Origin of the sequence: Micromonospora sp. NPDC005087 (genome assembly GCF_042872965.1) — a bacterium.
In the GTDB taxonomy this organism is placed as follows: domain Bacteria; phylum Actinomycetota; class Actinomycetes; order Mycobacteriales; family Micromonosporaceae; genus Micromonospora.
In genome coordinates, this window is sequence record NZ_JBIALB010000001.1 from 504,670 (window position 1) to 529,693 (window position 25,024).

Consider the following 25,024-nt stretch of genomic DNA (forward strand, 5'->3'; position numbering starts at 1 on the left):
TGCCCAGGTCACCCCAGACGTCGACGGCTGCCGGCGCCGCCGGGCAGGCGGTGTGGCGGCCAGTGGGCGGGCGGCACGACGGTGGTCGTCGGCTGGATCGCGAGGCCTGGCGAGGGCCCTTGCGCAATCGTCGCCAGAACGGTCACGCGGACGCGGCAAGGCCGCCCAGCGGATGGATCAACGGCGGGCGGGGTACGGCGCGCGCCACGCCGGGCGCAGCACGGACGACGGTCAGCGCGCCGCGCCGGCGCGTGGGCCGCAGCCCGGACGACTCGGGTGCGGCGGGTGCCGCGCGGACCGGTGCCAGCGTCCGGCCCACCTCCGGGCTCCGGTCACCACGCGCGATGGAGCGCGGCGTCGGCGCGTTCGCCCGCCCCGCGCGGGCCGGGGCGAGGGCGGCGGCGGATCGGACCGGCGGCACGTCGCCCGCCGGGGCGGTCGTCCGGAACCGCCGCGCGGGCGCCGGACGGCCGACCCGGGGCGGCAGGGCCGTCGCCGGCGTGCCGGGATGCCGGCGCGGCCCCGCCGGGTGGGTTGCGGCGGCCGGCCGCGTCACGGTCAGTGCCGCGACGGCGGCGTCGAGGCGGTGGGTCCGGGATCGGGCGGCATCGAGGGGCACGATCTTGGCGCGGCCGGCGACCGGGCCGGCGGCATCCGTGCGGTGTGCGGCGGAGGTAGGGGTGTCCGTGTGGCGTGCGGCCGAGCCGGGGCTGTCCGCGCGCTGTGCGGGGGAAGCGGGACTGTCCGCGTGGTGGGCGGCGGAAGCAGGGGCGTCCGCGTGGCGTGCGGCGGAAGCAGGGGCGTCCGCGTGGCGTGCGGCGGAGGCGGCGCCGACCGCGGCGGGCCGGTCGGGGGCGGAGCCGGCGTTCTGCTCGATCGCGTCGGGGTAGGTGACGTCGGCATGAGCGCCGTCGGCCGCGCGGCGGGCGAAGACGGCCCGCAGCGCCCGGGGCAGCCGCTCGGCGGCGACCCGGCGCAGCGCGGGCGCGGCGAACGCGTACCCGCCGGCGCGGCGGGGGATCAGCGGCCCGGCGGCGACGAGCCCGCGCAGCGCCGGCGCGGACCGCCCCGGCGTCCAGCCGAGCGCCCGGTCCACCGCCGCGCCGGTGGCCACGCCGCCCAGGGTGGCAGCGGCCATCAGCACCGCCCGTCGCTCGCCGTCGAGCCGGTCCAGCTCCGCGCCGACCGCCCGGCGCACGTCGTCGGGCAGCGGGAGCGCAGCCGGGTCCGCGCCGTCGACGATGGAACGCACGTACGCCGTCGCGTGCCCGGGACGGCCGCCCACCACCGGCAGCAGCCGGTCGACAAGGGCCACCGGCTGCCCGGCCCGGGTCAGCAGGAGACGCAGCAGCCGGCCGCTCTGCACCGTGGCCAGCGGCCGGACCGCCACCCGGCGGGCCGCGCCGGGTCGGGTGTCGGCCCAGTGCGGCTGGTGCAGGGTGACCACGGCCAGCGGCAACCCGCGTGCCGTGGCGGCGGTGAACAGAGCGTGCAGGAACCGGCTCACCGCGGGTGCGGCCCGGTCCAGGTCGTCCACGGCGACGATCAGCGGCCGATGGGCGGCCAGGCGCAGCAGGGCGTCCCGGCAGGACGCGGCGCCGGCCAGCGCGGCCACCGAGCCGTCCGGGGCGGCCAGCAGCCGTTCCAGCGCCGGGACCGCCGCAGCGACCCGGGCCGGCGGGAGCAACGGTGTCAGGGTCGCCGTCAACCGGTCGCGGATCACCGCCGGGCCGTCACCGTGACGGATCCCGGTGAGCCCGCGGAGCAGGTCCGCGACCGGCGCGAGCACCTGGTCCGGGTACGGCTGGCAGGTCGCCACGCACCAGCGCACCGCCACCCCGTCCACCGTGGTCAGCGACGTGGTCAGCTCGTGCAGCAGCCGGCTACGACCGCTTCCGGTCGGACCGACCAGGGACACCCAGCGCGGGTTGTGCTCGCGGACCGCCCGGCTCAGCTGGTCCCGCACGGTCGCCAGCTCGCGACGGCGGCCGATCAGCGGGCCGTCGTGCGGGTCGGCACTCGGGCGTACGGGACCGACGGCGTGCCAGACCGGGCCCGGCGGCACCCGCCCGGCGACCGGCACCAGTGCCAGTTGGCGTTGGGCGATCAGGCCGGCGGTGGCCCGGGCGGTGGCCGCGCAGAGCGCGACGGCGCCGGGTGGCGCGTACTCCTGCAGGCGGGCCGCCGCGGTGATCACCGCGCCGCTGGCCACGCCGTGACCGCCGTTGACGGCGCTGCCCAGGTCGACCACCACCTCGCCGGTGGCCACGCCGACACGCACCCGCAGCGCGATGTCACCGATCACCGGGCGGCGGTCCAGCGCGGCCTGGATCTCCAGCCCGGCGCGGACCGCCCGGTACGCGTCGAAGCCGTCGGAGTGCCGCGCGCCGAACAGAGCCATCACCGCGTCGCCGACATACTTCTCGACCACCCCGTGCCAGCGGCGTAGCACACTGGCGACGGTGGCGAAGTAGGCCCGTTGCAGCGCTCGGACGTCTTCCGGGTCCAGCCGGTCGACCAGTGCGGTGGAGCCGACGATGTCGACGAAGAGGACGGTCACCGTGCGTCGCTCCTCCGGCACCGGCCAGTGCGGGGCGATGGTCCGCTGCGTGATGATGGTGGTCATGGGTATCGCACCGGCCCTTCTCCCGTTGCTGGCTGACGACCCTCGGAGATTGGCATTCCTGGGCTGACGGGGGATCGGCAGAACGACGTATGTCGGCCACCCGCAACCTTTAGTCGCAATGTCGACGCGAGGAGTACCACAAGCGGCAGATGGCCGTAGAACGTTACGGGGGCGTGTGATTAGGCTGCGTGCCATGGCCAGCGATGTGGACACCGCACCGCTCGTGGGCCGGGCCGAGCTGGTGCAGACGGTTCGGTCCGCGTTGCTCGGTGACGTCGCGCACGGGCAGACCGCCGCCGTCTTCCTGACCGGTGAGAGCGGTGTGGGCAAGACCCGGCTGCTCGGCGAGATCGGCGCCGGGTTGCGCGACCAGGGCGCGCTGGTGCTCACCGGCAGCTGCCTGGACATCGGCGACGCCTCCCCGCTGCACCCGTTGTTGCAGGCACTGCGGCGCTTCGACGCTGACCTGTCCACTTCGCACGCCCGCACCTCCTCGGCTGTGCGGGGGCTGTTGCAGATGTTCGCCGACGAGACCGCCGGCCCGGACGGCGCGGGCGCGCTGCTGGAACGGGTCTCCCGGGGGCTGCACCTGATCGCCGAGGGCCGTCCGCTGGTGCTGATCCTGGACGACCTCCAGTGGGTCGATCGGAGCACCCGTCAGCTGCTGCTCTACCTGCTGGCTGGGCTCGGCGACCTCCAGCTCTCGGTGCTCGCCGCGGTCCGCGCCGAGTCGTTGCAGGGTGCACACCCGTTGCGCCGGGTGCTCACCGAGCTGCGTCGACTGCGTACGGTGCGGGTGCTCGACCTGTCCCCGCTGGACCGCGCCGGCACCGAACGGCTCGCCGCCGCGGTGGTCGGCCGGGAGCTCACCGCCGACGCGGCCGAGCAGGTGTGGCAGCGCAGCGGCGGCAACCCGTTCGTCATCGAGGAGCTGGCCCGCGACCTGCGCGACGGCCGGGACGGGCTGTCCGAGACGCTGAGGGAGATCTTCCTCGCCCGGGTCGACGCGCTGCCCCAGCACGCGCACGCGGTGGTGCACGCGGTGGCCGCCGGCGTCGAGCCGGTGGAGCACTGGCTGCTGGCCCAGGTGCTCCGGCTGCCCGAGGAGGAGCTGATCGAGGCGGCCCGCGCCGCCGTGGCGCACCGGCTGCTGGTCGGCGCCGACGACGGCTACCGGCTGCGGCACCGCCTCGTCGCTGAGGTCCTGGCGCACGAGCTGCTGCCGGCCGAGCGTTCCGGGTTGCACCGTCGCTACGCCGAGGCGCTGACCGCCGCGCCGGCCGAGCTGCACCAGGCCCGGCTGGCGCACCACTGGCGGCTGGCCGGCGAGCCGGGCCGGGCGTTGCCGGCGGCGGTGGCCGCCGCGCAGGAGGCCGAGCGGCTGCACGGCTACGCCGAGGCGCACCGGCACTGGTCGGCGGCGTTGCAACTGGCCGGCGACCCCGGCACGCCGGGTGTGGACCGGGTCGAGTTGCTCGGGCACGCCGCCGAGGCGGCCCACCACTGTGGGGAGCACGCCCGGGCGCTGGCCCTGCTGGAGGAGCTGGCCGTGGTGCGGGGCGGCGAGCCGAGCTGCGCGCTGCACATCCGCCGGGCCCGCTACCTGGCCGCCGCCGGGCGCTCGGCGCTGGCCGAGGAGGAGTACCAGCGGGCGTTGGAAGCGGCCGACTGCTCCCCGGGTGAGCGGGCCACCGCCGCCGCGCACCTGGCCGAGCTGCTGCTGCACCTTGGTCGGTACGCGGACGCCGGCCGGCGGGCCCGGGAGGCGCTGGCGCTGGCCGCCACGGTGGAGGGATCCACCACCGAGGTGGTGCTGGCCAGCTCGGCGCTCGGCTTCAGCGACGCCTACCTGGAAGACCCGGACGCCGGGCTGGCGGTGATGCGCCAGGCGCTCGACACCGCCGAGCGCGCCGGCCGGCCGGAGGACGTGGCCTGCGCGTACCTGCACCTGGCCGAGCTGCTCACCGGTCCGCTGAACATCCTCGAGGAGGGGGTGGTGGTGGCCCGCCGGGGCGCCGAACGGGTGGCGGAACTGGGGCTGGGCCGCACCTGGGAGACCCGGCTGCTGGCCATCGCCACCAACGGGCTGTTCCGGGTGGGCCAGTGGGCCGAGGCCGAGAAGGTCGTCGCCGCCGCGCTCCGGCACCGCCCGTCCGGGGCGGACGCCGTCGAGCTGCTGCTGGCCCGGTGCCGGCTCTCGGTGGGCTACGGCGACATCGACGCCGCCGACCGGGACCTCGACGCGGTGGCCACCGTGCTCGCCGGCGGCGGGGCCCGGCACGTCATCCCCCTGCTCACCCTGCGCGCCGGGCTGGCGATGTGGGAGGGCCGGCACGACGTGGCGCGGCAGGCGGTGCAGCGCGGCCTGACCGAGAGCCGCTCGGACGACGTGACCATCCTCTCCGCGCTGGTCTGGCACGGCCTGCGCGCCGAGGCGGAGGCGCACGCCAGCCGCACGGTGGCGGTCGACCCGACGGCGGTGCGCCGGCTGCGGGAGGTCGCCGAGCGGGTGGCGCGCAAGAGCGCGTCCGCGGCCCGTCCGGTGCGATCGGTGGTGGACGGTTTCCTGGCGCTCTGCGCCGCCGAGGTGAGCCGACTCGACGGCAGCGACCCGGAGCTGTGGGCCAATTCGGTCGCCGAGTGGGAACGGCGCAACCACCCCTACCCGGCGGCGTACTCGCGGCTGCGGCAGGCCGAGGCGTTGCTGGCGCGGCGCAGTCGGGTGGCCACGGCCGCCAAGCTGCTGCGCGAGGCGTACCGGGTGGCGCAGGGGTTGGGCGCGGTGCCGCTGACCTCCGAGATCCGCGAGCTGGCCGGGCGGGCCCGGGTGTCGCTGGAGGAGCACGAGGCCACCGACCGTACGCGGGGCGCGGCCGCGGCCGAGCCGGTCGACGACGAGCTGGCGGCGCTCACCGCGCGGGAGCGGGAGGTGCTCGTCCTGGTCGCCGAGGGACTGACCAACAAGGAGATCGGGCAGCGGCTGTTCATCAGCGAGCGGACCATCGGCGTGCACGTGTCGCACATCTTCGACAAGCTCCAGGTCCGTAGCCGTGTCCAGGCCACCGCCATCCAGTTGCGCGGTCGGCGCGGCTGATCGACCGGTCGGTCAGTCGGCGCGCCTGTGCGCGCCGGGATACGTCGTTCTACTGATCCGGCGGTCGATGTCGGCTGAAAGGCTGAGCACCGTCGACGGCGGCACGGGGGTGCCGCGGACCACCATGGAGGAGAGATGACCGAACCGGTCTGGGGGCCCGTGCACCGGGACATCGTCGACCTGCTCGCCGACCATCCGGCGGACGTGCCGGCCGTTGTCGATCACCTCACCAAGCTCCAGGACCTGCTGGTGCGGCTGCCTCCGTTGGAGGAGAGCTGCCCGTTGGCCGACTTCAACAAGCTCTACCTGACCATCACCAGCAGCGTCCTGGACGGGCTGTACGACGACCGCTTCGTCGACCCGGTCTTCCTCTCCCGGCTGGACGTCGAGTTCGCGGCGCGGTATTTCGACGCGATGCGACTGTGGACCGACTCCAGCCCGGGCACCCCGAGGGCGTGGTCGTGCCTGTTCGAGCGGATGCGCGGGCCGGACGCCCGCCCGCTGCCGTCGGCGGCGGCCGGTGTGAACGCGCACATCAACTTCGATCTGCCGTTCGCCCTGGTCACCACGTTCGACCACCTGGAATCGGAGCCGGTCGACGGCAGCGACCAGCACCACGACTACCTCGAGATCAACAACATCTTCGCCGACAAGATCCCCGGCCTTCGTCGGGGTTACCTGGAGCGGTGGCAGTTGCTCATCGACATGCTCAACGGGGACATCGACGACTGGTACCAGGGGGAACTGGTCGAGTACACCCGCGATGTCGCCTGGCGCAACGCGCAGAAGATCTGGCGGTGCCGGCACGATCCGGACGCCCGCGAGTGTGAGCGCACGCGGTTGGACGACAACGCCGCGGCGCTCGGCCGGTTGCTGCTCTCGCCCCTGGGGGCGTTCCTGCAGTAGCCGGGACGGGGGGTCCCCGCGCTCCGCCCGATGGGGGGCGGCGGAGCGCGGGGACGCGTCCCGCCCCGCCAGCTCCACCCACCCCGCGACGCCGCCTGCGGAATGCGGTCGGCTCCGGGTGACAGCCGGCCGACCCCGGGGGGTGTCGACCGTCTGCCGTCGTCGGCCGGCCCGGGGGGTGTCGACCGTCTGCCGTCGTCGGCCGGCCCGGGGGGTGTCGGCCGGCGGTGGGGGAGCTGGCGGGGAGGGGCCGCGTCGCCGGTGGCGGGAGATCCGTCCGGACGGGGGGTGTCGCCGAGCCTTTACGGGGTACGCCCGCGCCATGACCGTCCTGGCCCGGCGCCGGCCCGCCGCCCGACCCCGGCCCGCGCGGCCCGGCCCACTGAGGCCGGGTGGCCCGGTGCCGCGACCCACCGTCCGTCCCGGTGCGCCATGACCGGCCCCGCGACCCGGTTCCCGTTCCGCTTCGACCCGGTGTTCCGCCCGGCGTTGGCGCTGCTGGGCGTCCGGCCGGCGACGGCCTGGGTCACCGTCACCGACCGGGATCTTCTGATTCGGTACGGGCCGTGGCGGTTGTACACCGACCGGGCCAACGTGACCGGCGTCGAGGTGAGCGGCCCGTACCGCTGGTGGCGGGCGATCGGCCCGCACGTGTCGCTGGCAGACGGCGGTGTGAGCTTCGGCAGCAGTACCGCCGGCGGGGTTTGCCTCCGCTTCGGCGTACCGGTGCCGGCCATCGCGCCCGGGGGGTGGCCCCGGCATCCGGCGGCCACCGTGACCATCACCGATCCGCCCGCCCTGGCTCGGCTGCTCGCCGGCCCGGACCTGCCCTGAGCAGGCCACCGGCCTGCCCGGTTCCGCCGGTCCCGCCGCGCGGTACCGCCTACCGTCTGAGCAGGACCTGCGAGCGTGGGACGGGCGATGGCTGACGAGCACCGGGGGAAACCGCGACGCTGGAGCGGGCGCCGCCACCAGGCCACCGGCCCGGACCCGGCGCTGCGCGCGGCCCGCGACCCGGCCCGTCCGCACCGGGGCGGCCGGCAAGGTGTCGTGGTGCCCGAACGGGTGGCCAGCCCGGTCCGGCCGATGCCGCCGGCCAGCCCGCTGCGCCGGTGGCTCTTTCAGCACCAGGTGCAGCCGCCCGGCCCGGAGGCGATCGAGGGGCAGAGCCGGGCGCACGCCTGGTGGCAGGTGATGTGCCTGACCGGCGTGGACTACTTCTCGACCCTGTCGTACCTGCCGGGCATCGCGGCGGTGGCCGCCGGGGCGCTCTCGCCGCTGGCGACGCTGCTGATCGTCGCGCTCACCCTGCTCGGCATGCTCCCGATGTACCGGCGGGTCGCCCACGAGAGCCCGAACGGACAGGGTTCGGTGGCGATCCTGGAGCGGCTGCTGCCGTTCTGGCGGGGCAAGATCTTCGTGCTCGTGCTGCTCGGTTTCGTGGCCACCTCCTGGATCATCACGATCACCCTCTCCTCGGCCGACGCCACCGTGCACCTGCTGCAGAACCCGTACCTGCCGGAAGCCCTGCACGGCCGCTTCGTCCCGGTGGTGGTCACCGTGGCGCTGCTGCTCATCCTCGGCGGGGTCTTCCTGCTCGGCTTCCGCGAGGCGGTGGTGGTGGCCATCCCGCTGGTCGCGATCTTCCTGCTGCTCAACGCGGTGATCGTGCTGGTCGCGCTGACCCGGATCGTGGCCGACCCGGGCATCGTGTCGGACTGGACCACCGCGGTGACCGCGGACGGCGGCGGGCCGGGCGGCGTGCTGCTCACCGCCGCGTTGGCCTTCCCGCTGCTGGTGCTGGGGTTGTCCGGGTTCGAGACCGGGGTCAGCATGATGCCGCTGGTGGCGGCCCACGGGCCGGACCCGCAGGCCCGGCTGGCCGCGCGGATCCGCAACACCCGCCGGCTGCTCACCACCGCCGCGCTGATCATGTCGGTGTACCTGATCTCGACCACCTTCGTGACCACGGCGCTCATTCCGGCCGAGGAGTTCCGGCCGGGCGGCGCCGCGAACGGCCGTGCGCTGGCCTTCCTGGCGCACACCTACCTGGGTGAGCTCTTCGGCACCGTCTACGACGTGAGCAGCGTGCTCATCCTGTGGTTCGCCGGCGCCTCGGCGATGGCCGGCCTGATCAACATCGTGCCCCGCTACCTGCCCTCGTACGGCATGGCCCCGGAGTGGGCGCGGGCGGTGCGCCCGGTGGTGATCGTCTACACCCTGGTCAGCGTGGCCCTCACCATCGCCTTCCGGGCCGACGTCAACGCCCAGGCCGGAGCGTACGCCACCGGCATCCTGGCGATGATGGTCTCCGGCGCGGTGGCGGTGACCATCTCCGCGGTCCGCCGCCACCGGCGCACCGCCGCCGTCGGCTTCACCGTGCTGACCCTCGTGCTGCTGTACGCGCTGGTGGAGAACGTCATCGAGCAGCCGGACGGGATCACCATCTCGGCGCTGTTCATCCTGGGCATCATCGGGGTCTCGCTGGTCTCCCGGGTCACCCGGACCACTGAGCTGCGCGCCGAGCGGATCGAGTTCGACGAGCCGGCCCGCCGGTTCATCACCGAGTCGCTGGCCCACGACGGGCAGCTGCACCTGATCGCGAACAAGCGGCAGAGCGGCTCGGTGAAGGAGTACACCGTCAAGGAACGGGCGCAGCGCGGGATGAACCCGGTGCCCGGCGCCGCCGACGTGCTGTTCCTGGAGATCGACGTGGTCGACCCCTCGGAGTTCAGTCAGGTGTTGCGGGTGCACGGGGTCGAGGTGGGTGGCTTCCGGGTGCTGCGGGCCAGCAGTCCGGCCGCGCCCAACGCGATCGCCGCCATCCTGCTGGCCCTGCGTGACGCCACCCGGGTCCGGCCACATGCGCACTTCGAGTGGTCGGAGGGGAGCCCCATCGCGCACCTGCTGCGGTATCTGATCCTCGGCCGTGGGGACACCCCGCCGGTGGTACGGGAGATCATCCGGCGTACCGAGCCGGACCCGCTGCGCCGGCCCGGCATCCACGTCGGCGGGTGATCGAGGCGCGATCCGGCGAACTTTGAAGATGAATGGCAGCATTCTTCACGTTCACACCTGCCTGTCCGTATTGCGGCGTTATCGGGGCCTTTGGTGGTCGACGGCGCGTCGATCCCCCCGCGCCCGAATCGGCGCGCGGTCACGTTCACGCAGCCAGGAAGGCAGGCACCTTGATGTCCACATACCGAGGTGGAGATCGTTCGGCACGACCCAGACGGCGGTCCCGATGGTTCGTAGCCGGCGGGTTCCTGGCCGGGAGCCTGGTGGTGGGAGCGGCCGGCGTGGCCGGCGTCGCCGCCGCCGCCGACCGCGACATGTCCCTCCCGGGCCTGGGCCGGCTGACCGCGGCGTCCCGGGACGACGACCGGACCGCGCCGGAGCGCGAGGAGGGCCGCGACGGAGCTGAGCCCGCCCGTCCGGACACCCCGGGGACCGGCAAGGCCGGCGTGGTGTCGGTGCCCTGCGACGCGGCGAAGCTGGTGGCGGCGCTGGTGGCGGCCAACGCCGAGGGCGGCGCGGAGCTGCGGCTCGCGCCGAAGTGCCGGTACACCCTCACCGAGGCGTTCCACGAGACCGACCAGTACGACGGCGGAATCCGCGACGCGCGGGAGACGGCGGACGCCGCGGAGACCCCCGGCGACGCCGACGCGCCGCCGCACAACCCGGCCGACGACACCGCCGGCCCGCCGGTGATCTACCAACCCATCACCATCGACGGCGCCGGCGCCACCATCGCCCGCGACGCCCAGGCCGCGGCGTTCCGCTTCTTCACCGTCCGCGACGGCGGCGAGCTGACCCTGCGCGACGTGGAGCTGCACAACGGCCGCTCGGCCATCGAGGGCGGCAGCGTGCACGTCGTGCACGGCGCCACCGCCGTGGTGGAGCGGGTCACCGTCACGCAGAGCACGTCGCTGTCTCCCGAGGGCGGCGGCGGCGGGATCTTCAACGACGGCAACATGGTGGTCACCGACTGCACGTTCATCGGCAACAGCGCGTCCGGCGCCGCGGGCAAGGGCGGGGGCCTGCTCAACGGCGGTGTGCTGACGCTGAAGCGCTCCGAGTTCCACCGCAACAGCGCCAACGGCTACGGCGGTGGGCTCGGCAACTACCGGGGCGCGGCCGAGGTGGAGAGCACCACCTTCGCGCAGAACAGCGCCAGCCAGGGCGGCGGCCTGGCCAGCTTCTCGGCCCGGACCAAGGTCTCCGACACCGAGCTGCTGAACAACACCGCACAGATCGGCGGTGGCGCCGCGAACTCCGACGCGGTGCTGGTGATGCGAAGGATGACCATCCGCGGCAACACCGCCACCGTCAACGGCGGCGGCATCTCGACGGTGCAGGGCCTGCTGCCGCTCGACGACAGCGTCGTCGACGGCAACACCACCCACGGCATCGGCGTCGGCATCTACGCCGCCAAGTCGAATCTGCTGGTGCGCGGCAGCGACGTGACCGCCAACGAGGCGGTCGGCGCGACGTCCAAGGGCGGCGTCTACGCCACCCAGGGTTCGGTGGCGATCTACACCAGCAAGGTCACTCGGAACGCGGCCACGGTGAAGCCGGGCGGCATCTTCGGGGAGCACGCCCAGGTCAAGATCGACGACGAGAGCGTGGTCGTCGAGAACGAGCCGACCAACTGCAAGGGCAGCGCGGTACCGATCGCGCACTGCTTCCGCTGAGTCGGGACCGCGCGCACACCGTGCGCAGCCGGCCGCCCGGACGATCGTCGCGATCGTCCGGGCGGCCGGTGTCATCCGCTCACCGCGTGCAAACCAGCCTCCTAGGATGCGGTACGTGGTGTGCTCCGCCCGACGCGCGACGGGACAGCCGGGGGAGGACCGACCCCCACGGCCGCCCGGACAGCGAACGGCCCGCGCCCCAACGGGGCGCGGGCCGACGTCCAGTCCTACTTGGACGGCTCGGGCAACTCACAGTCGACCTTGGGGTTCGCGCCGATGTAGTTCAGGGGTCCGGCCACGATGGTGACCAGAATCGTGCCGGCTTCGGCGCAGTTGGTGTCGTCGCCGCCGTAGTAGCCCCGCTGGCCGGCGGCGATCGCGCCGATCAACAACCAGATCACGACGATGACTCCGAGTATCGAGGTGCCGCGCATCGCTGCCTCCTGAGGGAATGTGGTGGTTCGAGGTGCAGGCGTTGTACCCAATCGGGCCGAGCCGCTAACTGCCGGACGGATGACCCTGCGGATCGTCCGTCCGGCCGATACCGGCCGCCGTCGGTACAGCCCTGGCATCGGTCACCCGCACCGGGTAGGGCGAGCCGGCTATCGGATCGACGACGGACCGGCCGTCACACCGGTCCTCCGACGTAGAACTGCCTCACGGCCCCCGCCGAGGAGGACTCATGGACGCCCCGACACCGCCCCTGTACCTGGACCGCCCCGAGGACGTCGCGGTCGCTGCCCGCGCGCTCGCCGGCGGCGCGGTCGTCGCGGCGGCCTTCGCCAACTTCTACGTCATCGTGACCCGTCCGGACGCGGCCACCGTGCGCCGGGTCAACCTGGCCAAGGGCCGCCCTGTCCACCAGGTCGGCAGCATCACCACCGCGGTCGGCCGGATCCCGGCGATGTTCGACTGGTCCCGCATCTCACCCCGGTTGCCGGTCGGCCGGGTGCGGGCCCTGATGGACGCCCTCTACGGCGCCGGGCCGTTCGGCTTCCGTGGCCCGGCGGCGGACCGCCTGCCGGAACACCTCACCCAGCTCGACCAGGGGCTGCGCACCACCCAGGTCATCGCGCCCGGCCTGACCTGCCCGTCCAACGCCTTCTTCGAACGAGCGCTCGCGGAGACGGGGTCGGACCACCTCTACATCACCTCGGCGAACCGGTCCCGGTACCTCACCGGCGCGGCCGAGGAACCCGCGCACTGGAAGGCCGGCGGCCTCGCCGCCGATTTCGCCCACCTCGACGACCTGGTGGTGCTCGCCCACCGGGACGAGGCGGCGGCCCGGGCCGCCTACCCGGGGTACCTCACCACGTCGGTCACCCTGCTCTCCTTCCACGCCCCCGAGGGCGAACTGGAGGAACCGCCGGTGCTCACCGTGGACCGGCACGGCTCGCTGCACCTGGACGAGGTGCGCCGCGCCGCCGCGCCGCTCGGCCTCCAGGTGCGTCTGGGCGACGCCGCCAGGCAGCGGTTGCAGGTCCGGGGGTACGCCGGGGCGCTGGTGTGAGCAGCTACCGGATCGGCCTGGTGGTGCCCAGCTCGAACACCACCATGGAGACCGAGATCCCGGTGATGCTGCGCCGACGCGAGACCGTCGACCCGACGGTCCACTTCACCACCCACGCCAGCCGGGTACGGCTGCACCAGGTGACCCCCGACGAACTGGCCCGGATGAACCGCTCCGCGGTCCGGTGCGCCGCCGAGCTGGCCGACGCCCGCTGCGACGTGCTCGCGTACGCCTGCCTGGTGGCGGTGATGTGCGAGGGTCCCGGCGCGCACGAGCGTGCCGAGCAGCGGTTGGGTCGGGCGGCCGGCCGCGCCGGGCACGGCATGCCGGTGGTGACCAGTGCGGGCGCGCTGGTCGCCGGGCTGCGCGCGCTGGGTGCCCGCCGGGTGGCGTTGATCGCGCCGTATCTGCCCCCGCTGACCGCGACCGTCGCCGGCTACCTCGCCGGGCACGGTGTGCGGGTGACCGAGGCGGTGAGCCTCAGCGAGCCGGACAACGTCGCGGTGGGCCGCATCCCCACCCAGCAACTGGTGGAGCTGGCCGACCGGCTGGACGTGACCGACGTGGACGCGGTGGTCCTCTCCGCCTGTGTGCAGCTGCCGTCGCTGGCCGCGGTGCCGCAGGTCGAGGCCCGTCTCGTCCGCCCGGTGCTCACCGCGGCCACCGCCACCGTGCATCAACTGCTCACCGGCCTGGGCGTCGAGCCGTACGTGCCGGACGCGGGTCGGCTGCTGGCCGGGGCGGTGCCGCGCTGACCGGAACCCCACCATCCGACGACCGGGCCGCGCCGGCGGTACCGCCGAGCGGTCGGTTCAGTGCGGCGGGGCGGGGGCCTCCGGCGGCTTCCCACGGCTGCGCCGAAAATCCGCGTACGCCACGCCGGCCAGCACCAGCATGGCTCCCAGGGAGGCGAGGACCGGCGGCACGAACAGCGCCGCGGGTGCGATGGTCAGCAGCGCCAGCAGACCGCCCGGGCGGGACAGCGACACCCGGCTGAACACCTCGTACTCGAAGGAGGCCCGGCCGGCCAGGAACAGCGCCGGGCCGCCCAGGATCACCGCCAGCCAGGCCGGCGGCGTGCGCCCGGGCGGCTCGTGCAGCACCAGGTGGAACCCGGCGGCCGTCGTCACCACCCCGGCGACCATCAGCAGATGGGTGTACGGGGCGGTGAACAGGAACTTGCTCGGTTCCCTGGACGCCTGAATGGCCACCGGCAGCAGCTCGCCGGACTTGTGCACGTAGATCCGCCAGAGCAGCAGGGTGGTCAGGAACGCCACCGCGAAGGCCCCGATGTTCACCACCTCGGAGTGCGCCAGGCTGAACATGGTGCCGATGGTCAGGATGGCGTCGCCGAGGGCGATGATGAAGAACTGCTGGTAGCGCTCGGAGAGGTGCTCCGCCGTGACGTTGCGCTGCTGCTCCGGCACCACGCCGAGGCCGGGCACCGGGTACGCGAGCCGGAAACCGCCGTAGTCGATGGCGAGCGCGAGGGCCCAGCAGAGGATCCGGGCGTTGTCGCTGACGAACCCGCCGATGATCCAGGGGATCGCCGACACGGCGAACCACACGAAGATCCGCTCCGCCCGACGCTGGGTCTGCGGTTCGCGGCGCACGATGGGCATCAGGAACAGCCCCCGGCCGAGGTGGATCGCCACGTAGGTGACGGCGAAGACCAGCCCCCGGGCGCCGAACGCCTCCGGGATCGCGGTGGTCATCAGCAGCGCGCCGAACATCACCGCGGTGATCAGCAACTTGATCTCGTTGCGTTCCGGGTCGTACATGTCGGTGACCAGGGTCGTGATCGCCCAGGTCCACCAGACGGCGGACAGCAGGATCAGCGCCTCCGCGGCGCGCTGCCAGTCGAGGCCGATGACCATGGTCCGGGAGATGAGCGCGAGCGCCACCACGTACACCAGGTCGAAGAAGAGTTCGAGCAGCGTCACCCGGCGCGGGGCCTCCGGGTCGCGCATCGGGGGGCGGGACCCGGGCCCCGGCGCGGCGAAGTGCACGGGTTGCTCCTGCGGTGCCGTCGACGTGGCGGGCCGTCCGGCCCAACCTGACCGACGGTAGCGAGCAGCCGACGACGTCACCCGCCGATCGTCCGGTCTTCCCCCGACCGGGGCGATCGACTCGGTTTCCGCGAAGTCGGGGCGTCCCGGTCGCGGGGACAGGCCGGTTTTCTGGAAGCCGAGGAGGAATCAGGCCCCGGCGGGCCGTCCTGCGAGGACGGCCCGCCGGGGCCCGGTATCCGTGGTCAGCCCCGGGCGTCGCCCGGCAGCACGGCGGCCATCTCGTCACCGGCGCCGGCCAGCACCCGGGCCTGCTGCGGCCAACTGGCCAGGCCCGGCGCGGCCCGCAGGCCGGCGGCCCGGATCAGGTCGCGCAACGCCGGCTCGTCCAACTCGCCGAGCTGGCCGTAGGTGCGCACGCCGGCCGCCTGCAACGCGGCCGCCATCTTCGGCCCGACCCCCTGGATCCGGCGGAAGTCGTCGGCCGGGCCCTCCTGGTCGGTGTCGGCGCCGCTCGGCGCGGTGTCGGCCACCGGACGGACCGGCCGGGTGGCGGTGGCGGTCGGCCGGACCGGCGGCGTGGCCCGGACCGGCTCCGCGTCGACGTCGGCCGGCGCACCGGTCACCGGCGCCTCCGCCGACGTCGTGTCGACAGCCGTGACCTCGGTGTCCACGGCCTCGGCCGGCGTCGTGTCGGCGTGCGGCGCGTCGGTGGGTCGGACGTCGTCGTCCCCCGGCTGGCGGGGAGCGATCACCGTCGCCGGGGCGGGCTGCTCCTCGACCGCGACCGGCTCCGGCTCTGCGCTGGGCTCGGGCCGGAGGTCGTCCGCGTCGGCGGCAGGGCTGGCCGGTGGGGCGTCGGTCAGCGCCATGTCGGCCGGGTCGGTGGTGCTCGGGGCGTCGGCCGGGGTGGGACCGTCCGGCGTGGCGTCGGTGGTCACCGCGGCCGGCGCGCTGACCGTGTCCACCGGGGCCGGCTCGTCGGCGACCGCGGCCGGCGCCGGGTCGACGGTCGCCGCTGGCCGGGCCTCGTCGGTGGTGGCCGCCGGCGGCGGCGTGGTGACCACGGCCAGGCCGGCGACGGGGTCGCCGTCCACGATCGACGGACCCTGCCCGCTGGCCCGTACGCCCTGCCGGCCACGCAGCAACCGCCCGGCGGCCAGGCCCAGCAACAGCGCCAGTACCACTATCAGCGAGTGTCCGATAGACCACTCCACGGCGAACCTCCCTCTCACCTCGTCGGAAAAGTCACGAGAAAAACTCGCCGCAGCTTTGCACATGCGCTTTGACGACGACAGGGAGGCTCGGTCGGGGGCGGTACTGGTGGGACGGTCTCTGCGCCGGGTGCCCGGCGGGTGACACAGTGTCGCGGCGGATGCGACGGATCCGGGCCGGCGTCGGAACGCCGGGCCCGGATCGGCGGGACCGGGGCGGTGCGCGATCAGTCCTGGTCGCCCTCGTAGGTGTGGAAGTCGTCGACGAAGCGGCGACGCAGCGGTGGTACCCGGCTGGTCACCCCGAAGTAGCCGCGCGCGCCGAGCAGCGCGAGCCGACCCACCACCGGGCGGTACATCCGGTCGTCGCCGTTGGTGCCGCTGCGGTTCAGCGACCCGCTGACGCGCGCGAAGCCGTACGGCACCATCGCCGCCTCGTAGTCGGCCACCGCCTGCAACAGCGTCTTGTCGCCGGCGACGGCGCGGGTGAGCTGCTGGCAGAGCAGTCGGGCGTCGCGCAGCGCGGTGTTCGCGCCCACCCCGCGACCGGGTGTCATGGTGTGGATGGCGTCGCCGAGCAGGGTGACCGTGCTGCTCTTCCACGGCGGTACCGGCTCGGACGTGGCGACCCTGATCGGCAGGGCGCTGTCCGGGTCGCCGCGGGTCAACAGCTCGCGCAGATGCGGATGCCAGTTCGGGGTGAGGTCCAGGGCTACCCGCACCAGGTCCTCGCCACGGCGCTGCATGACGTCGGCCGGTAACCGGCGGGCGGCGCTCCAGATGATCAGGTTGATGTTGTCGGTGGTGGTGTCGTGGGACAGGCCGGGCCAGTTCCGCAGCAGCGCGGCGTCGGCGTCGTCGACGCCGGGCTTGATCGCCCGTTCGGCGTCCCACTTGAACTCCATCACGTGCAGCACGCCCATCGTCCCGCCGGCGCCGAAGATCAGCGAGATGCCCTGGCGCACCCGCTCCGGGACGAGGTCGCGGGTCTGCGCGGTCAGCGGGATCCGGGTGGCGATGTTGATGGTGCCGGCGTCCCGGGTGGCCGCGTGCGGCAGGTACTGGCGGCGCACTGCCGAGTGCGTGCCGTCCGCCGCCACCAGCAGGTCGCCGGTGGCGCTGCTGCCGTCGGCGAAGTACGCGGTGACCGTCCCGTCGTCGCGCTGCTCGTACTCGACGAAGGTCTTGTCGAAGTGCACCACGTCGGTCAGGCCGGTCAACAGCACCTGGCGCAGCACCATCCGGGCCACCGAGTGCTCGGTGTGCACCGGGTCGGCGTCCGGTCGCAGCTCGAACGACGCGGTCTGGCGCAGCCGCTGGGTGACCACGTTGAAGTAGCGCGGCGGCCGGGCACAGGTGGCCAGGAAGGTGGCGAACAGCTCCGGTGGCAGGCACTCCCGCAGTGCCCGGCTACCGGTCGGACCGATACCCACCCGATAGCCGAGCAGTCCCTCGGCGCGGTGGCGGTGTCGCTCGTAGACGGCGACGCTGATCCCGGCGCGGCGCAGCCCGTGTGCCAGGCACAGCCCGCCGGTGCCGGCGCCGATGATCAGGACGTGCGGTGGCGGCGCGGACACGTCGACCGTCCGCTCAGCCGGCCGGGTGCGCCGCGGGGGCCTCGGCGGCGTCCCAGCGATAGAAGCAACCGGCGATGGCGTCCCGGGGCGAGCGCCAGGTCGGCAGGTACGGCGAGGTGTGTGCGGAGAGCCGCTCGTTGACCTGCCGGAAGAGCGGGTGGTTGCGGGCGGCGGCGAGGGGGTCCACCCGGCGGACCGGGCCGATCACCCTGTTCGACCCGTCCGGCTACCCGACCCGCTTCGGCGGGGAGGTGCCGGACTTCGCCGCCGACGGGTACGCCGACAGCCGGCAGCTGGTGCAGACCGACCGGTGGACGCATCTCGGCTTCGCCGCCACCCGGTTGGCGCTGGCCGACGCCGGGCTGCCGGAGCGGGCTCCCGACCCGTACGGCTACGCGGTGACCCTGGCCAGCTCGTCGGGGGGCAACCTGTTCGGCCAGCGGGAGCTGCAACGGCTGTGGGGCGGCCCGTCGCGCACCGTCGGGGCGTACCAGTCGATCGCCTGGTTCTACGCGGCCAGCGTCGGGCAGCTCTCCATCCACCACCAGTTCAAGGGCCCGAGCGGGGTGCTGGTCGCGGAGACCGCCGGCGGGCTGGACAGCCTGGCGCACGCCGCCCGCGCGGTGCGCCGGGGCACGCCGGTGGTGATCGCCGGTGCCACCGAGTGCCCGCTGAGCCCGTACGCGCTGGCCTGCCAGCTGCGCTCCGGACTGCTCAGCGACGTCGCGGACCCGGAGCGGGCGTACCGGCCGTTCGACGCCGCGGCCAGCGGCTACCTGCCCGCCGAGGGGGGCGCGGTGTTCGTGGTGGAGGAGCTGGGGCACGCCCTGTCCCGGGGCGCCCGGGTCTACGGCGAGGTGAGCGGTTGGGGCGCCACCCACGACGCCGCGCACACCACCGCGGACAGCGCCGGCGACCCGGCCCAGTACGCCCGGGCGATGCGGCTGGCCCTGGACCGGGCCGGCGTCGCGGCGGCCGGGATCGACGTGGTGTTGCCCGACGCGCTCGGTGTGCCCCGCTACGACCGCAGCGAGGCCGAGGCGCTGCGCGCCGTGTTCGCCGATCGGCCGCCCCCGGTCACCACCCAGAAGCCGCTGACCGGGCGGGCGTACCAGGGCGGGTCCGCGCTGGACGTGGCCACCGCCCTGCTCGCCTTCGCGCGCGACACGCTGCCCGCCTCCGCCGGCCCGGACGAGGTGGCCGACGGGTGCGAGCTGGACTTCCTCCGTGAGCACCGCCGGCCGCGCAGCCGGCTGGCGCTGGTCTGCGCGCGGGGCTTCGACGGATTCAACAGCGCGCTGGTCCTGCGCGGGGCCGCGCCGATGAGGGGAGAGACGCCATGACTGAGCAACGGGCCCGGGTGGTGTTCCTGGTGCGGGTGCCGGCGCCACGCACCGAGCAGTTCCTCGCCGCGTACGAGGCGGTCCGGCATCTGGTCGCCGGCGGGGTGCCGGGGCATCTGGTCGACCAGGTCTGCCGCTCGTCGACGGACCCGGAGCAGTGGCTGATCACCAGCGAGTGGGCGAGCCTGGCCGACTTCGAGAACTGGGAGCGCAGCCACGAGCACCGGGACCTGGTGCGCCCGATGCGGGAGTGCTTCACCGACGCCCGTTCGCTGCGCTTCCACATCCACGCCGAGACCCCCACCCCCGCCCTGGCTCCAGCGTCGCCGGGATGAGCGCGCTCGGTCCGTGGCCGCGATGGCGTGGCGCGGTGTCTGCCGCTGCGTCAACCGGCGGTGACGCCCTGGCAACATACGCGGCCGATCTTGCCGGTGGAACGGCCTGCCGGCAATCCTGCCAGCCGTCGGTTCGATCCAGCCACTTGCATCTGGCAATGCGTTCGATAGGCGTCGTAAAGTTCCTCGCAGCACCCTGACAGGTGTACGTGACGGTCTCGACGCTGGGCGGTGATCACGCGCCCGCTCGACCAGTCGCCCCGCACCACCACCGGGAAGGTGGTCCGCTCGGCTGACGCGCTGCCCTCGGCAGCCACGCAGTGAACGGCCCGCTGCACCGGGTCGACCACCCGGCCCCGACCGCCAGGCGGGCGACAGCCTGGCCGAGCGGTCGCTCAGCCCGTCAGGCTGACCTCGGCCAGATAGACGCAGGTCCGCTCCTCGTGGGAGGAGTAGTAGCTGACCCACAACAGGTCGTCGTGCCAGACCAGGCCGGGGTAGCTGGTGTCGCCGCCGGAGGGCAGCGCGATAAGTTCGGTCAGCTCGCCCCGCTCCGGGTCCACGGCACAGACCGCCGTGCGCACCTCGCCGTCGAGCAGGCGCAGCCCAGCTAGCAGCCGCCCGTCGGGCAGCCGGAGCAGTGTCGGCCCGCCGACCTGGACACCCAGGTCGATCCAGCTCCAGTCCCGGTACGGCGGGCAGGCGCGGCCGAGCTGCGCGGTGGCGGCGTCACCGTCGCGGCGCAGCAGGCAGATGGCGGTGCCGTCCGGGTCGAAGACCAGCCCCGACTCGTTGGGGTAGCCGCCCTCGAAGAGCGTCGGCGCCCATGGCTGGAGGTCGATGCCATTCCCGCTGCGGTAGAGCCGGGCGAACCGTGGCTCACTGGTGGCGTAGCCGACGCCGTACATCGCGCCGTCGTGCCAGGCCGCCCGCCACACCCAGACGCCCGGCTCGCCGACCGGGACAGGATCGCCCCAGGCGTGCCCGTCCACGGAGAGCCAGGTCACCGTCTGGAACGCCTTGGTGGTCTCGCCGGTGGCCGCCACCGCCAGCAGCTGTAGCCGCCCGTCGGGCCGCAGGACGAAGCGCGGGTCGCGCAGGTCGGTCCCGGGCTGGCGGACGACCGTCGCGGATGTCCACGACCGCCCGTCGGTGGAGGTCAGCACCCGGATCGCGCCGTCCCCGGAGAGGTGGGTCCGGGCCTCCCGGAAGACGCAGAACCAGCTCCCGGCGTACCGGACCAGGTCGGTGAAGGCGCTGTGCGGCGCGCTGTCGCCGATCCGGTGGACGGCGGTGACCTCGGCGGTGGTGCGGCGGGTGGGTGACGACGTCATGCGCGGCGGCCTCCTGGCGTGGGGGAGTGCGGGACGTTCCGGGCGCCGGCCAGTGCCCGGTCCCGCTCCGCGGGTGCCGGCGGTGCTCCGGACCCGCGCCGACCGTCCGGCCGGCCGGACGGGCCCGGAGCGGGGGGACGACGGCCGACGCTAGCCGCCCCAGCCGACGCCCGCACGGCCACGAGACGAACGCGCGACGAACTCCCCGGCCGGGTGTGGCTCGCACCGTCGGATTGATGTCGCCCGTGCGGCGGCGTCGGCGCGCTGGGGCGGGTTGATGGCGCCGGCCGGTCACGATTGCGGTGGGCCGGAGTCGTGGCGATGCGGGCCGGAGGTGGCGTCAGTGCTCAGCTCGTTCCTCCAGACCATGGCGACCAAGATGGTCGAGGAGATCCTCAAGCGACTGGTCGAGTGGCTCGCACCGAAGGCGCTGCGGTCCGTGCCGCACCGCGCCACGCCGAACTGCCCGCGCTGCGGCGGGTACGGCGTGGCCCGCTGGGCGCCTGGCGGGGTGCGGGCGGTCTTCGTGCTGTCCCTGCTGGCCTTCACGAGTACCTGCGGGCGGCCCGGCCGGTGTTCACCTGCGGTTGCGGTCAGCGGCTACGGGCGCCCGGGGCCGCCGAGGTCCAGCTGCGCTGCCCGCGCTGCGGCACCGAACACGCCACCCCGGCCCTGGCCGGCCGCTGACGTGGAGGCGATCAGCGTGCCGTCCAGGTCGAAGACGATCGCGTGCATCTGCCGCACCCCGCCGAGCTAGCCGCCGGCCGGCTCCTGCTGGGCGCGGTGGGCGGCGGCGAGCCGCTTGGGGGCGCGGGCGTACCACGCCTCGGTGATCACCTCGGTCAGCTCGGGCACGCCGATCCGGTCGAGCCGGACCAGCACCGCCGGGTAGCCCTCGAAGTGCGGGGTGGTGAAGTAGACCGACGGGTCGTCGGCGAGCAGGGCCTCCTTGACGCCGAGGTCGGGCACCCGGACGCCGAGGATCGGCCCGTCGGGCGCGGCGGTGCCGAGGGCGGCCAGGTCGGCCCGCCGCAGCGGCCTCTCCCAGACGAACGCCTTGTCCCGCACCCGCCAGGCGGGCAGCCCGTCGTACGAGGCCCGCTCGGTGGTCCCGGGCAGTGCGAGCGCGATCCGGCGGGCGTCCTCCCAGCTTGCCATGTCCACACCGTACGGGGAGTCAGCGGGCCACGGTGTGCTCGGCGAGCAGGTGGCCGAGCACGTGTCGGGCTTCGGCCGCCTTGGCCGGCTCCGGATTGTCCAGGGTGATCAGCGCCTTCCACAGCGCCCAGCCGCGCCCGCGAGCCCAGGTGGCCGCGTCGACGTCGAGCGCGTCGTGGAAGGCGGCCCTGCTCGGGCCGTGCAGCAGCGTCCAGGCGATCACGGTGTCGCAGGCGGGATCGCCGACACCACAGCAGCCGAAGTCGATGACGGCGGCCAGCCGGCCGTCGCGGACCAGCAGGTTGCCGGCCGCGACGTCGCCGTGGAACCAGACCGGCGGCCCGGCCCACGTGGCGTCGAGGGCGGCCTGCCAGATGTCGTTGACGGCGGCGACGGGTAGCTGGTCACGGTGCGTTTCGATCGCGGCCCGGGTTTCGGCGTCGTAGGTGGACAGCGGCGCGCCCCGCCAGGCGCTGTGCCGGCCGGCGGTGGGGCCGCCCGTGGCGTCGCCGCGCCGTAGGGCGCGCAGGAAGCCGGCGAGGTCGGTGGCGAATCGGGTCAGGTCGTCGATCCGCTCGGGCCGGGCGGTCCGTCCGTCGATCCATCGGTAGACCGACCACGGGTACGGGTAGCCGGCGCCCGCCCGACCGTGGGCCAGGGGGGTGGGCACCTCCAGTGGCAGCCGTTCGCCGAGCACCGGCAGCCAGCGCTGTTCCTTGGCGACCTGGAGGGCGTACCCCTCGCTGCTGGGCAGCCGCACGGTCATCGCGTCGCCCAGGTGGAAGGTGCGGTTGTCCCAGCCGTCGACCTCCACCGCGCGTACCGGCAGCTCGGCCCAGTGCGGGAACTGGTCGGCGACCAGGCGGCGGACCAGTGCCTCGTCGATCCGGCCGGCCACGGCGTCGTCGGTGTCGGGTACGTCGGGGAGGTCCTGTGCGTTCATCCGCCCGAGCCTGCGGGGACCGGACTAGGTCCGCAACCGACTTTACGCCGGACGGCTGGGGTCGGTGGCGGGTGCGGGTTGCGAAGCCCATCATCGACGTGGGCGGGCACTGGTCCGCGACCTGCTGGACCGGGTCGTCGCGGCGGGTTGCCGGACGGTGGTGGTAACAGTGGACGTCTTGGTGCGGGCGCTCGCGTTGGGCGCAGCCGAGGTGCTGGTCGGCCGCCCGCCGAGCTGCGCGCTGGCAGCCGGCGGCGGTCATAATGGGCCGCATGGTTGCCTGGGAGTACGCCCTGCTCGTCCGCCGCTATCAGGGACAGGGCCGCAATTTTCACGTCTCGTTCGTCTGGTACGCGCCGGACGGGTCGCGCAGGGACATCACCGCCTTCGGTGACACCGCCATCGCCCACCTCAATCGGGTTGGCCGGGAGGGCTGGGAACTGGTCTCCGCCGCCGAGGACGTGAACAACGTCCAGGGCAGCACCGAGGTTCACCGCTACCACCTCAAGCGCCCCCTAGCCTGAGGCGCGCCCGCCCGCCAGACCGGTGCGGGGCCGGCCGGTGTCGGCCAGGTCGGTTCCGCGAGTGCGATACCTCTAAGTCATATCGATGACTCAGAGGTATCGCACTCGTCCGAGCGAGCGCCACCGACGGCGTTACCCACCGTGATCGAGGCGGCCCGGCGCGGCGACCAGCCTGAGCGTCAGGCCAGGTCGATGGCGGGGTAGAGCGGGTGGGGGGCCAGCAGCTCGGTGGCCTGGCGGGCGATCTTGTCGGCGAGGGCCGGGTCGAGGGTGTACTTGGCCTTCGAGGGGGTGCCGTCGGCGTTGGCGCCGGCCGTGGTCTGGGTGAGCACCGTGTGCATCAGCTCCGCGGTCTGGTCCATTTCCGCGGTGCCCAGGCCCCGGGTGGTCAGAGCCGGGGTGCCGACCCGGATGCCCGAGGTGTACCACGCGCCGTTCGGGTCGTGCGGGACCGAGTTGCGGTTGGTGACGATGCCCGAGTCCAGCAGCGCCTGCTCGGCCTGCCGGCCGGTGAGCCCGTAGCCGGACACGTCGATCAGCACCAGGTGGTTGTCGGTGCCGCCGGTGACCAGCTTCGCGCCCCGGCGCAGCAGCCCCTCCGCGAGGGCCTGCGCGTTGTCCACGATCCGCTGGGCGTAGTCGGCGAAGTCGGGGCGGCGGGCCTCCGCGAGGGCGACCGCCTTGGCGGCCATCACGTGCGGCAGCGGGCCACCGAGCACCATCGGGCAGCCCCGGTCCACCTGGTCGGCCAGCTCGGGCTGGCAGAGCACCATGCCGCCACGCGGGCCGCGCAGCGACTTGTGCGTGGTGGTGGTGACGATGTGCGCGTGCGGCACCGGGTCGAAGTCGCCGGTGAACACCTTGCCCGCCACCAGGCCCGCGAAGTGCGCCATGTCGACCATGAAGGTGGCGCCGACCGAGTCGGCGATCTCCCGCAGGATCCGGAAGTTCACCTTCCGGGGGTACGCCGAGTAGCCGCCGACCAGGATCAGCGGCTTGAACTCGCGGGCCGCCTCGGCCACCCGGTCGTAGTCGATCAGGCCGGTCGCCGGGTCGGTGCCGTAGCTGCGCTGGTCGAACATCTTGCCCGAGATGTTCGGCCGGAAGCCGTGGGTGAGGTGGCCGCCGGCGTCCAGCGACATGCCGAGCATCCGCTGGTTGCCCAGCTCGCGGCGCAGCGCGAACCAGTCGGCCTCGGTGAGGTCGTTGACCTGACGCACCTGCGCCTTCTTCAGCGCGGGGGACTCCACCCGGTCGGCCAGCACCGCCCAGAACGCGACCAGGTTGGCGTCGATGCCCGAGTGCGGCTGCACGTAGGCGTGCGCCGCGCCGAACAGCTCGCGGGCGTGCTCGGCGGCGAGCGCCTCGACGGTGTCGACGTTCTGGCAACCGGCGTAGAAGCGGCGCCCGACGGTGCCCTCGGCGTACTTGTCGCTGAACCAGTTGCCCATCGCGAGCAGGGTCGCCGGGGAGGCGTAGTTCTCGCTGGCGATGAGCTTGAGAGACTCCCGCTGATCGGTCAGCTCGGCGCCGATGGCGTCGGCCACCCGCGGCTCGACAGCCCGGATCACCTCAAGGGCACTCCGGAATGCGGTGGACTCGGCGTTGCGCGACATGCGACCTCCTACAGACGTGCGGAAGGCCCAGGCGCTCGGCAAACGTCCTCGTGACGGGGCCGCTCCCCGATGGTTCTCCATCCCCACGCGCCAGTAACGGCCCGCGCCGATCCTACCGGGCCGGCCCGGGCCCGCCCGGCC

Annotated in this window: 19 protein-coding genes, 2 pseudogenes and 1 riboswitch; of the genes and pseudogenes, 11 read left to right on the forward strand and 10 right to left on the reverse strand. The window is 74.1% G+C overall.

Going from position 1 to position 25,024, the window contains the following annotated elements; all coding sequences use genetic code 11:
- Positions 1 to 142: 142 nt before the first annotated feature.
- Complete coding sequence (locus ACFYPS_RS02340) at positions 143 to 2,626, reverse strand: AAA family ATPase (protein ID WP_354962259.1); 2,484 nt, start codon at positions 2,624 to 2,626, stop codon at positions 143 to 145.
- Positions 2,627 to 2,819: 193 nt separating this feature from the next.
- Here ACFYPS_RS02340 and ACFYPS_RS02345 point away from each other — a divergent pair, with 193 nt between their 5' ends.
- From ACFYPS_RS02345 to ACFYPS_RS02365, 5 genes are all read left to right on the forward strand, one after another.
- On the forward strand, positions 2,820 to 5,720 hold the full coding sequence (locus ACFYPS_RS02345; RefSeq protein WP_354962258.1) for an AAA family ATPase: 2,901 nt from the start codon (positions 2,820 to 2,822) through the stop codon (positions 5,718 to 5,720).
- 135 nt (positions 5,721 to 5,855) lie between these two features.
- Positions 5,856 to 6,626 (forward strand): DUF5995 family protein, encoded by a 771-nt coding sequence (locus tag ACFYPS_RS02350; protein WP_354962257.1) that lies wholly within the window; start codon positions 5,856 to 5,858, stop codon positions 6,624 to 6,626.
- Between the two features lie 432 nt (positions 6,627 to 7,058).
- Entirely contained in the window at positions 7,059 to 7,460 is a 402-nt protein-coding gene (locus ACFYPS_RS02355) for a hypothetical protein (protein ID WP_354962256.1), read from the forward strand.
- Between the two features lie 87 nt (positions 7,461 to 7,547).
- Positions 7,548 to 9,644, forward strand: coding sequence for an APC family permease (locus ACFYPS_RS02360; RefSeq protein WP_387322336.1), 2,097 nt, complete (start codon positions 7,548 to 7,550; stop codon positions 9,642 to 9,644).
- A gap of 173 nt (positions 9,645 to 9,817) precedes the next feature.
- Positions 9,818 to 11,320, forward strand: a complete 1,503-nt coding sequence (locus ACFYPS_RS02365; protein WP_354962255.1) for a hypothetical protein — start codon at positions 9,818 to 9,820, stop codon at positions 11,318 to 11,320.
- 227 nt (positions 11,321 to 11,547) lie between these two features.
- On the opposite strand, the gene ACFYPS_RS02370 is transcribed toward ACFYPS_RS02365, so the two are convergent.
- Positions 11,548 to 11,754, reverse strand: coding sequence for a hypothetical protein (locus ACFYPS_RS02370; RefSeq protein WP_354962254.1), 207 nt, complete (start codon positions 11,752 to 11,754; stop codon positions 11,548 to 11,550).
- Positions 11,755 to 12,002: 248 nt separating this feature from the next.
- Between ACFYPS_RS02370 and ACFYPS_RS02375 the strand changes: the two genes are divergently transcribed.
- Both ACFYPS_RS02375 and ACFYPS_RS02380 read left to right on the forward strand, forming a co-directional pair.
- A complete protein-coding gene (locus tag ACFYPS_RS02375; protein ID WP_354962253.1) occupies positions 12,003 to 12,830 on the forward strand; it encodes a hypothetical protein in 828 nt (275 codons plus the stop codon).
- The gene (locus ACFYPS_RS02380; RefSeq protein ID WP_354962252.1) at positions 12,827 to 13,585 is read left to right on the forward strand and encodes an Asp/Glu racemase; all 759 of its coding nucleotides are present in this window, start codon (positions 12,827 to 12,829) and stop codon (positions 13,583 to 13,585) included. Before ACFYPS_RS02375 ends, ACFYPS_RS02380 begins: the two co-directional genes overlap by 4 nt.
- A gap of 57 nt (positions 13,586 to 13,642) precedes the next feature.
- Here ACFYPS_RS02380 and ACFYPS_RS02385 read toward each other — a convergent pair whose 3' ends face one another.
- From ACFYPS_RS02385 to ACFYPS_RS02400, 4 genes and pseudogenes are all read right to left on the reverse strand, one after another.
- Complete coding sequence (locus ACFYPS_RS02385) at positions 13,643 to 14,839, reverse strand: low temperature requirement protein A (protein WP_354962251.1); 1,197 nt, start codon at positions 14,837 to 14,839, stop codon at positions 13,643 to 13,645.
- Between the two features lie 245 nt (positions 14,840 to 15,084).
- A complete protein-coding gene (locus ACFYPS_RS02390) occupies positions 15,085 to 16,056 on the reverse strand; it encodes a hypothetical protein (RefSeq protein ID WP_354962250.1) in 972 nt (323 codons plus the stop codon).
- Positions 16,057 to 16,280: 224 nt separating this feature from the next.
- Positions 16,281 to 17,630: an NAD(P)/FAD-dependent oxidoreductase gene (locus ACFYPS_RS02395; RefSeq protein WP_354962249.1), complete on the reverse strand. Its 1,350-nt coding sequence runs from the start codon at positions 17,628 to 17,630 to the stop codon at positions 16,281 to 16,283.
- A 13-nt stretch (positions 17,631 to 17,643) separates the two neighbouring features.
- Positions 17,644 to 17,814 (reverse strand): annotated as a pseudogene (locus ACFYPS_RS02400) (TcmI family type II polyketide cyclase); the annotation flags it as partial.
- Between ACFYPS_RS02400 and ACFYPS_RS02405 the strand changes: the two are divergent.
- Both ACFYPS_RS02405 and ACFYPS_RS02410 read left to right on the forward strand, forming a co-directional pair.
- A pseudogene (locus ACFYPS_RS02405) lies at positions 17,795 to 18,973 on the forward strand (beta-ketoacyl synthase N-terminal-like domain-containing protein); the annotation flags it as partial. The pseudogenes ACFYPS_RS02400 and ACFYPS_RS02405 overlap by 20 nt on opposite strands.
- Positions 18,970 to 19,308, forward strand: coding sequence for an antibiotic biosynthesis monooxygenase family protein (locus tag ACFYPS_RS02410; RefSeq protein WP_354962248.1), 339 nt, complete (start codon positions 18,970 to 18,972; stop codon positions 19,306 to 19,308). The pseudogene ACFYPS_RS02405 and the gene ACFYPS_RS02410, both read left to right, overlap by 4 nt.
- A gap of 395 nt (positions 19,309 to 19,703) precedes the next feature.
- Here ACFYPS_RS02410 and ACFYPS_RS02415 read toward each other — a convergent pair whose 3' ends face one another.
- On the reverse strand, positions 19,704 to 20,642 hold the full coding sequence (locus ACFYPS_RS02415) for a sialidase family protein (RefSeq protein ID WP_354962247.1): 939 nt from the start codon (positions 20,640 to 20,642) through the stop codon (positions 19,704 to 19,706).
- A gap of 343 nt (positions 20,643 to 20,985) precedes the next feature.
- Here ACFYPS_RS02415 and ACFYPS_RS02420 point away from each other — a divergent pair, with 343 nt between their 5' ends.
- Positions 20,986 to 21,399, forward strand: a complete 414-nt coding sequence (locus ACFYPS_RS02420; RefSeq protein ID WP_354962246.1) for a hypothetical protein — start codon at positions 20,986 to 20,988, stop codon at positions 21,397 to 21,399.
- Here the strand turns inward: ACFYPS_RS02420 and ACFYPS_RS02425 are convergent.
- Positions 21,396 to 21,800, reverse strand: a complete 405-nt coding sequence (locus ACFYPS_RS02425) for an MmcQ/YjbR family DNA-binding protein (protein ID WP_354962245.1) — start codon at positions 21,798 to 21,800, stop codon at positions 21,396 to 21,398. The two genes, ACFYPS_RS02420 and ACFYPS_RS02425, sit on opposite strands and share 4 nt — an antisense overlap.
- 19 nt (positions 21,801 to 21,819) lie before the next feature.
- On the reverse strand, positions 21,820 to 22,743 hold the full coding sequence (locus ACFYPS_RS02430; protein ID WP_354962244.1) for an aminoglycoside phosphotransferase family protein: 924 nt from the start codon (positions 22,741 to 22,743) through the stop codon (positions 21,820 to 21,822).
- A 263-nt stretch (positions 22,744 to 23,006) separates the two neighbouring features.
- Here ACFYPS_RS02430 and ACFYPS_RS02435 point away from each other — a divergent pair, with 263 nt between their 5' ends.
- The gene (locus ACFYPS_RS02435; RefSeq protein ID WP_089020799.1) at positions 23,007 to 23,267 is read left to right on the forward strand and encodes a hypothetical protein; all 261 of its coding nucleotides are present in this window, start codon (positions 23,007 to 23,009) and stop codon (positions 23,265 to 23,267) included.
- Positions 23,268 to 23,446: 179 nt separating this feature from the next.
- Here the strand turns inward: ACFYPS_RS02435 and ACFYPS_RS02440 are convergent, their stop codons facing one another.
- Positions 23,447 to 24,883, reverse strand: coding sequence for a glycine hydroxymethyltransferase (locus ACFYPS_RS02440; protein WP_354962243.1), 1,437 nt, complete (start codon positions 24,881 to 24,883; stop codon positions 23,447 to 23,449).
- Between the two features lie 18 nt (positions 24,884 to 24,901).
- A riboswitch (ZMP/ZTP riboswitch) is annotated at positions 24,902 to 24,991 on the reverse strand.
- Positions 24,992 to 25,024 lie beyond the last annotated feature (33 nt).

Excerpts from the sequence above, each read along its gene's own strand:
- ACFYPS_RS02340 (WP_354962259.1), bottom strand. The coding sequence starts at position 2,626 with ATGACCACCATCATCACGCAGCGGACCATCGCCCCGCACTGGCCGGTG.
- ACFYPS_RS02345 (WP_354962258.1), top strand. The coding sequence starts at position 2,820 with ATGGCCAGCGATGTGGACACCGCACCGCTCGTGGGCCGGGCCGAGCTG.
- ACFYPS_RS02350 (WP_354962257.1), top strand. The coding sequence starts at position 5,856 with ATGACCGAACCGGTCTGGGGGCCCGTGCACCGGGACATCGTCGACCTG.
- ACFYPS_RS02355 (WP_354962256.1), top strand. The coding sequence starts at position 7,059 with ATGACCGGCCCCGCGACCCGGTTCCCGTTCCGCTTCGACCCGGTGTTC.
- ACFYPS_RS02360 (WP_387322336.1), top strand. The coding sequence starts at position 7,548 with ATGGCTGACGAGCACCGGGGGAAACCGCGACGCTGGAGCGGGCGCCGC.
- ACFYPS_RS02365 (WP_354962255.1), top strand. The coding sequence starts at position 9,818 with ATGTCCACATACCGAGGTGGAGATCGTTCGGCACGACCCAGACGGCGG.
- ACFYPS_RS02370 (WP_354962254.1), bottom strand. The coding sequence starts at position 11,754 with ATGCGCGGCACCTCGATACTCGGAGTCATCGTCGTGATCTGGTTGTTG.
- ACFYPS_RS02375 (WP_354962253.1), top strand. The coding sequence starts at position 12,003 with ATGGACGCCCCGACACCGCCCCTGTACCTGGACCGCCCCGAGGACGTC.
- ACFYPS_RS02410 (WP_354962248.1), top strand. The coding sequence starts at position 18,970 with ATGACTGAGCAACGGGCCCGGGTGGTGTTCCTGGTGCGGGTGCCGGCG.
- ACFYPS_RS02415 (WP_354962247.1), bottom strand. The coding sequence starts at position 20,642 with ATGACGTCGTCACCCACCCGCCGCACCACCGCCGAGGTCACCGCCGTC.
- ACFYPS_RS02425 (WP_354962245.1), bottom strand. The coding sequence starts at position 21,800 with ATGGCAAGCTGGGAGGACGCCCGCCGGATCGCGCTCGCACTGCCCGGG.
- ACFYPS_RS02430 (WP_354962244.1), bottom strand. The coding sequence starts at position 22,743 with ATGAACGCACAGGACCTCCCCGACGTACCCGACACCGACGACGCCGTG.
- ACFYPS_RS02435 (WP_089020799.1), top strand. The coding sequence starts at position 23,007 with ATGGGCCGCATGGTTGCCTGGGAGTACGCCCTGCTCGTCCGCCGCTAT.
- ACFYPS_RS02440 (WP_354962243.1), bottom strand. The coding sequence starts at position 24,883 with ATGTCGCGCAACGCCGAGTCCACCGCATTCCGGAGTGCCCTTGAGGTG.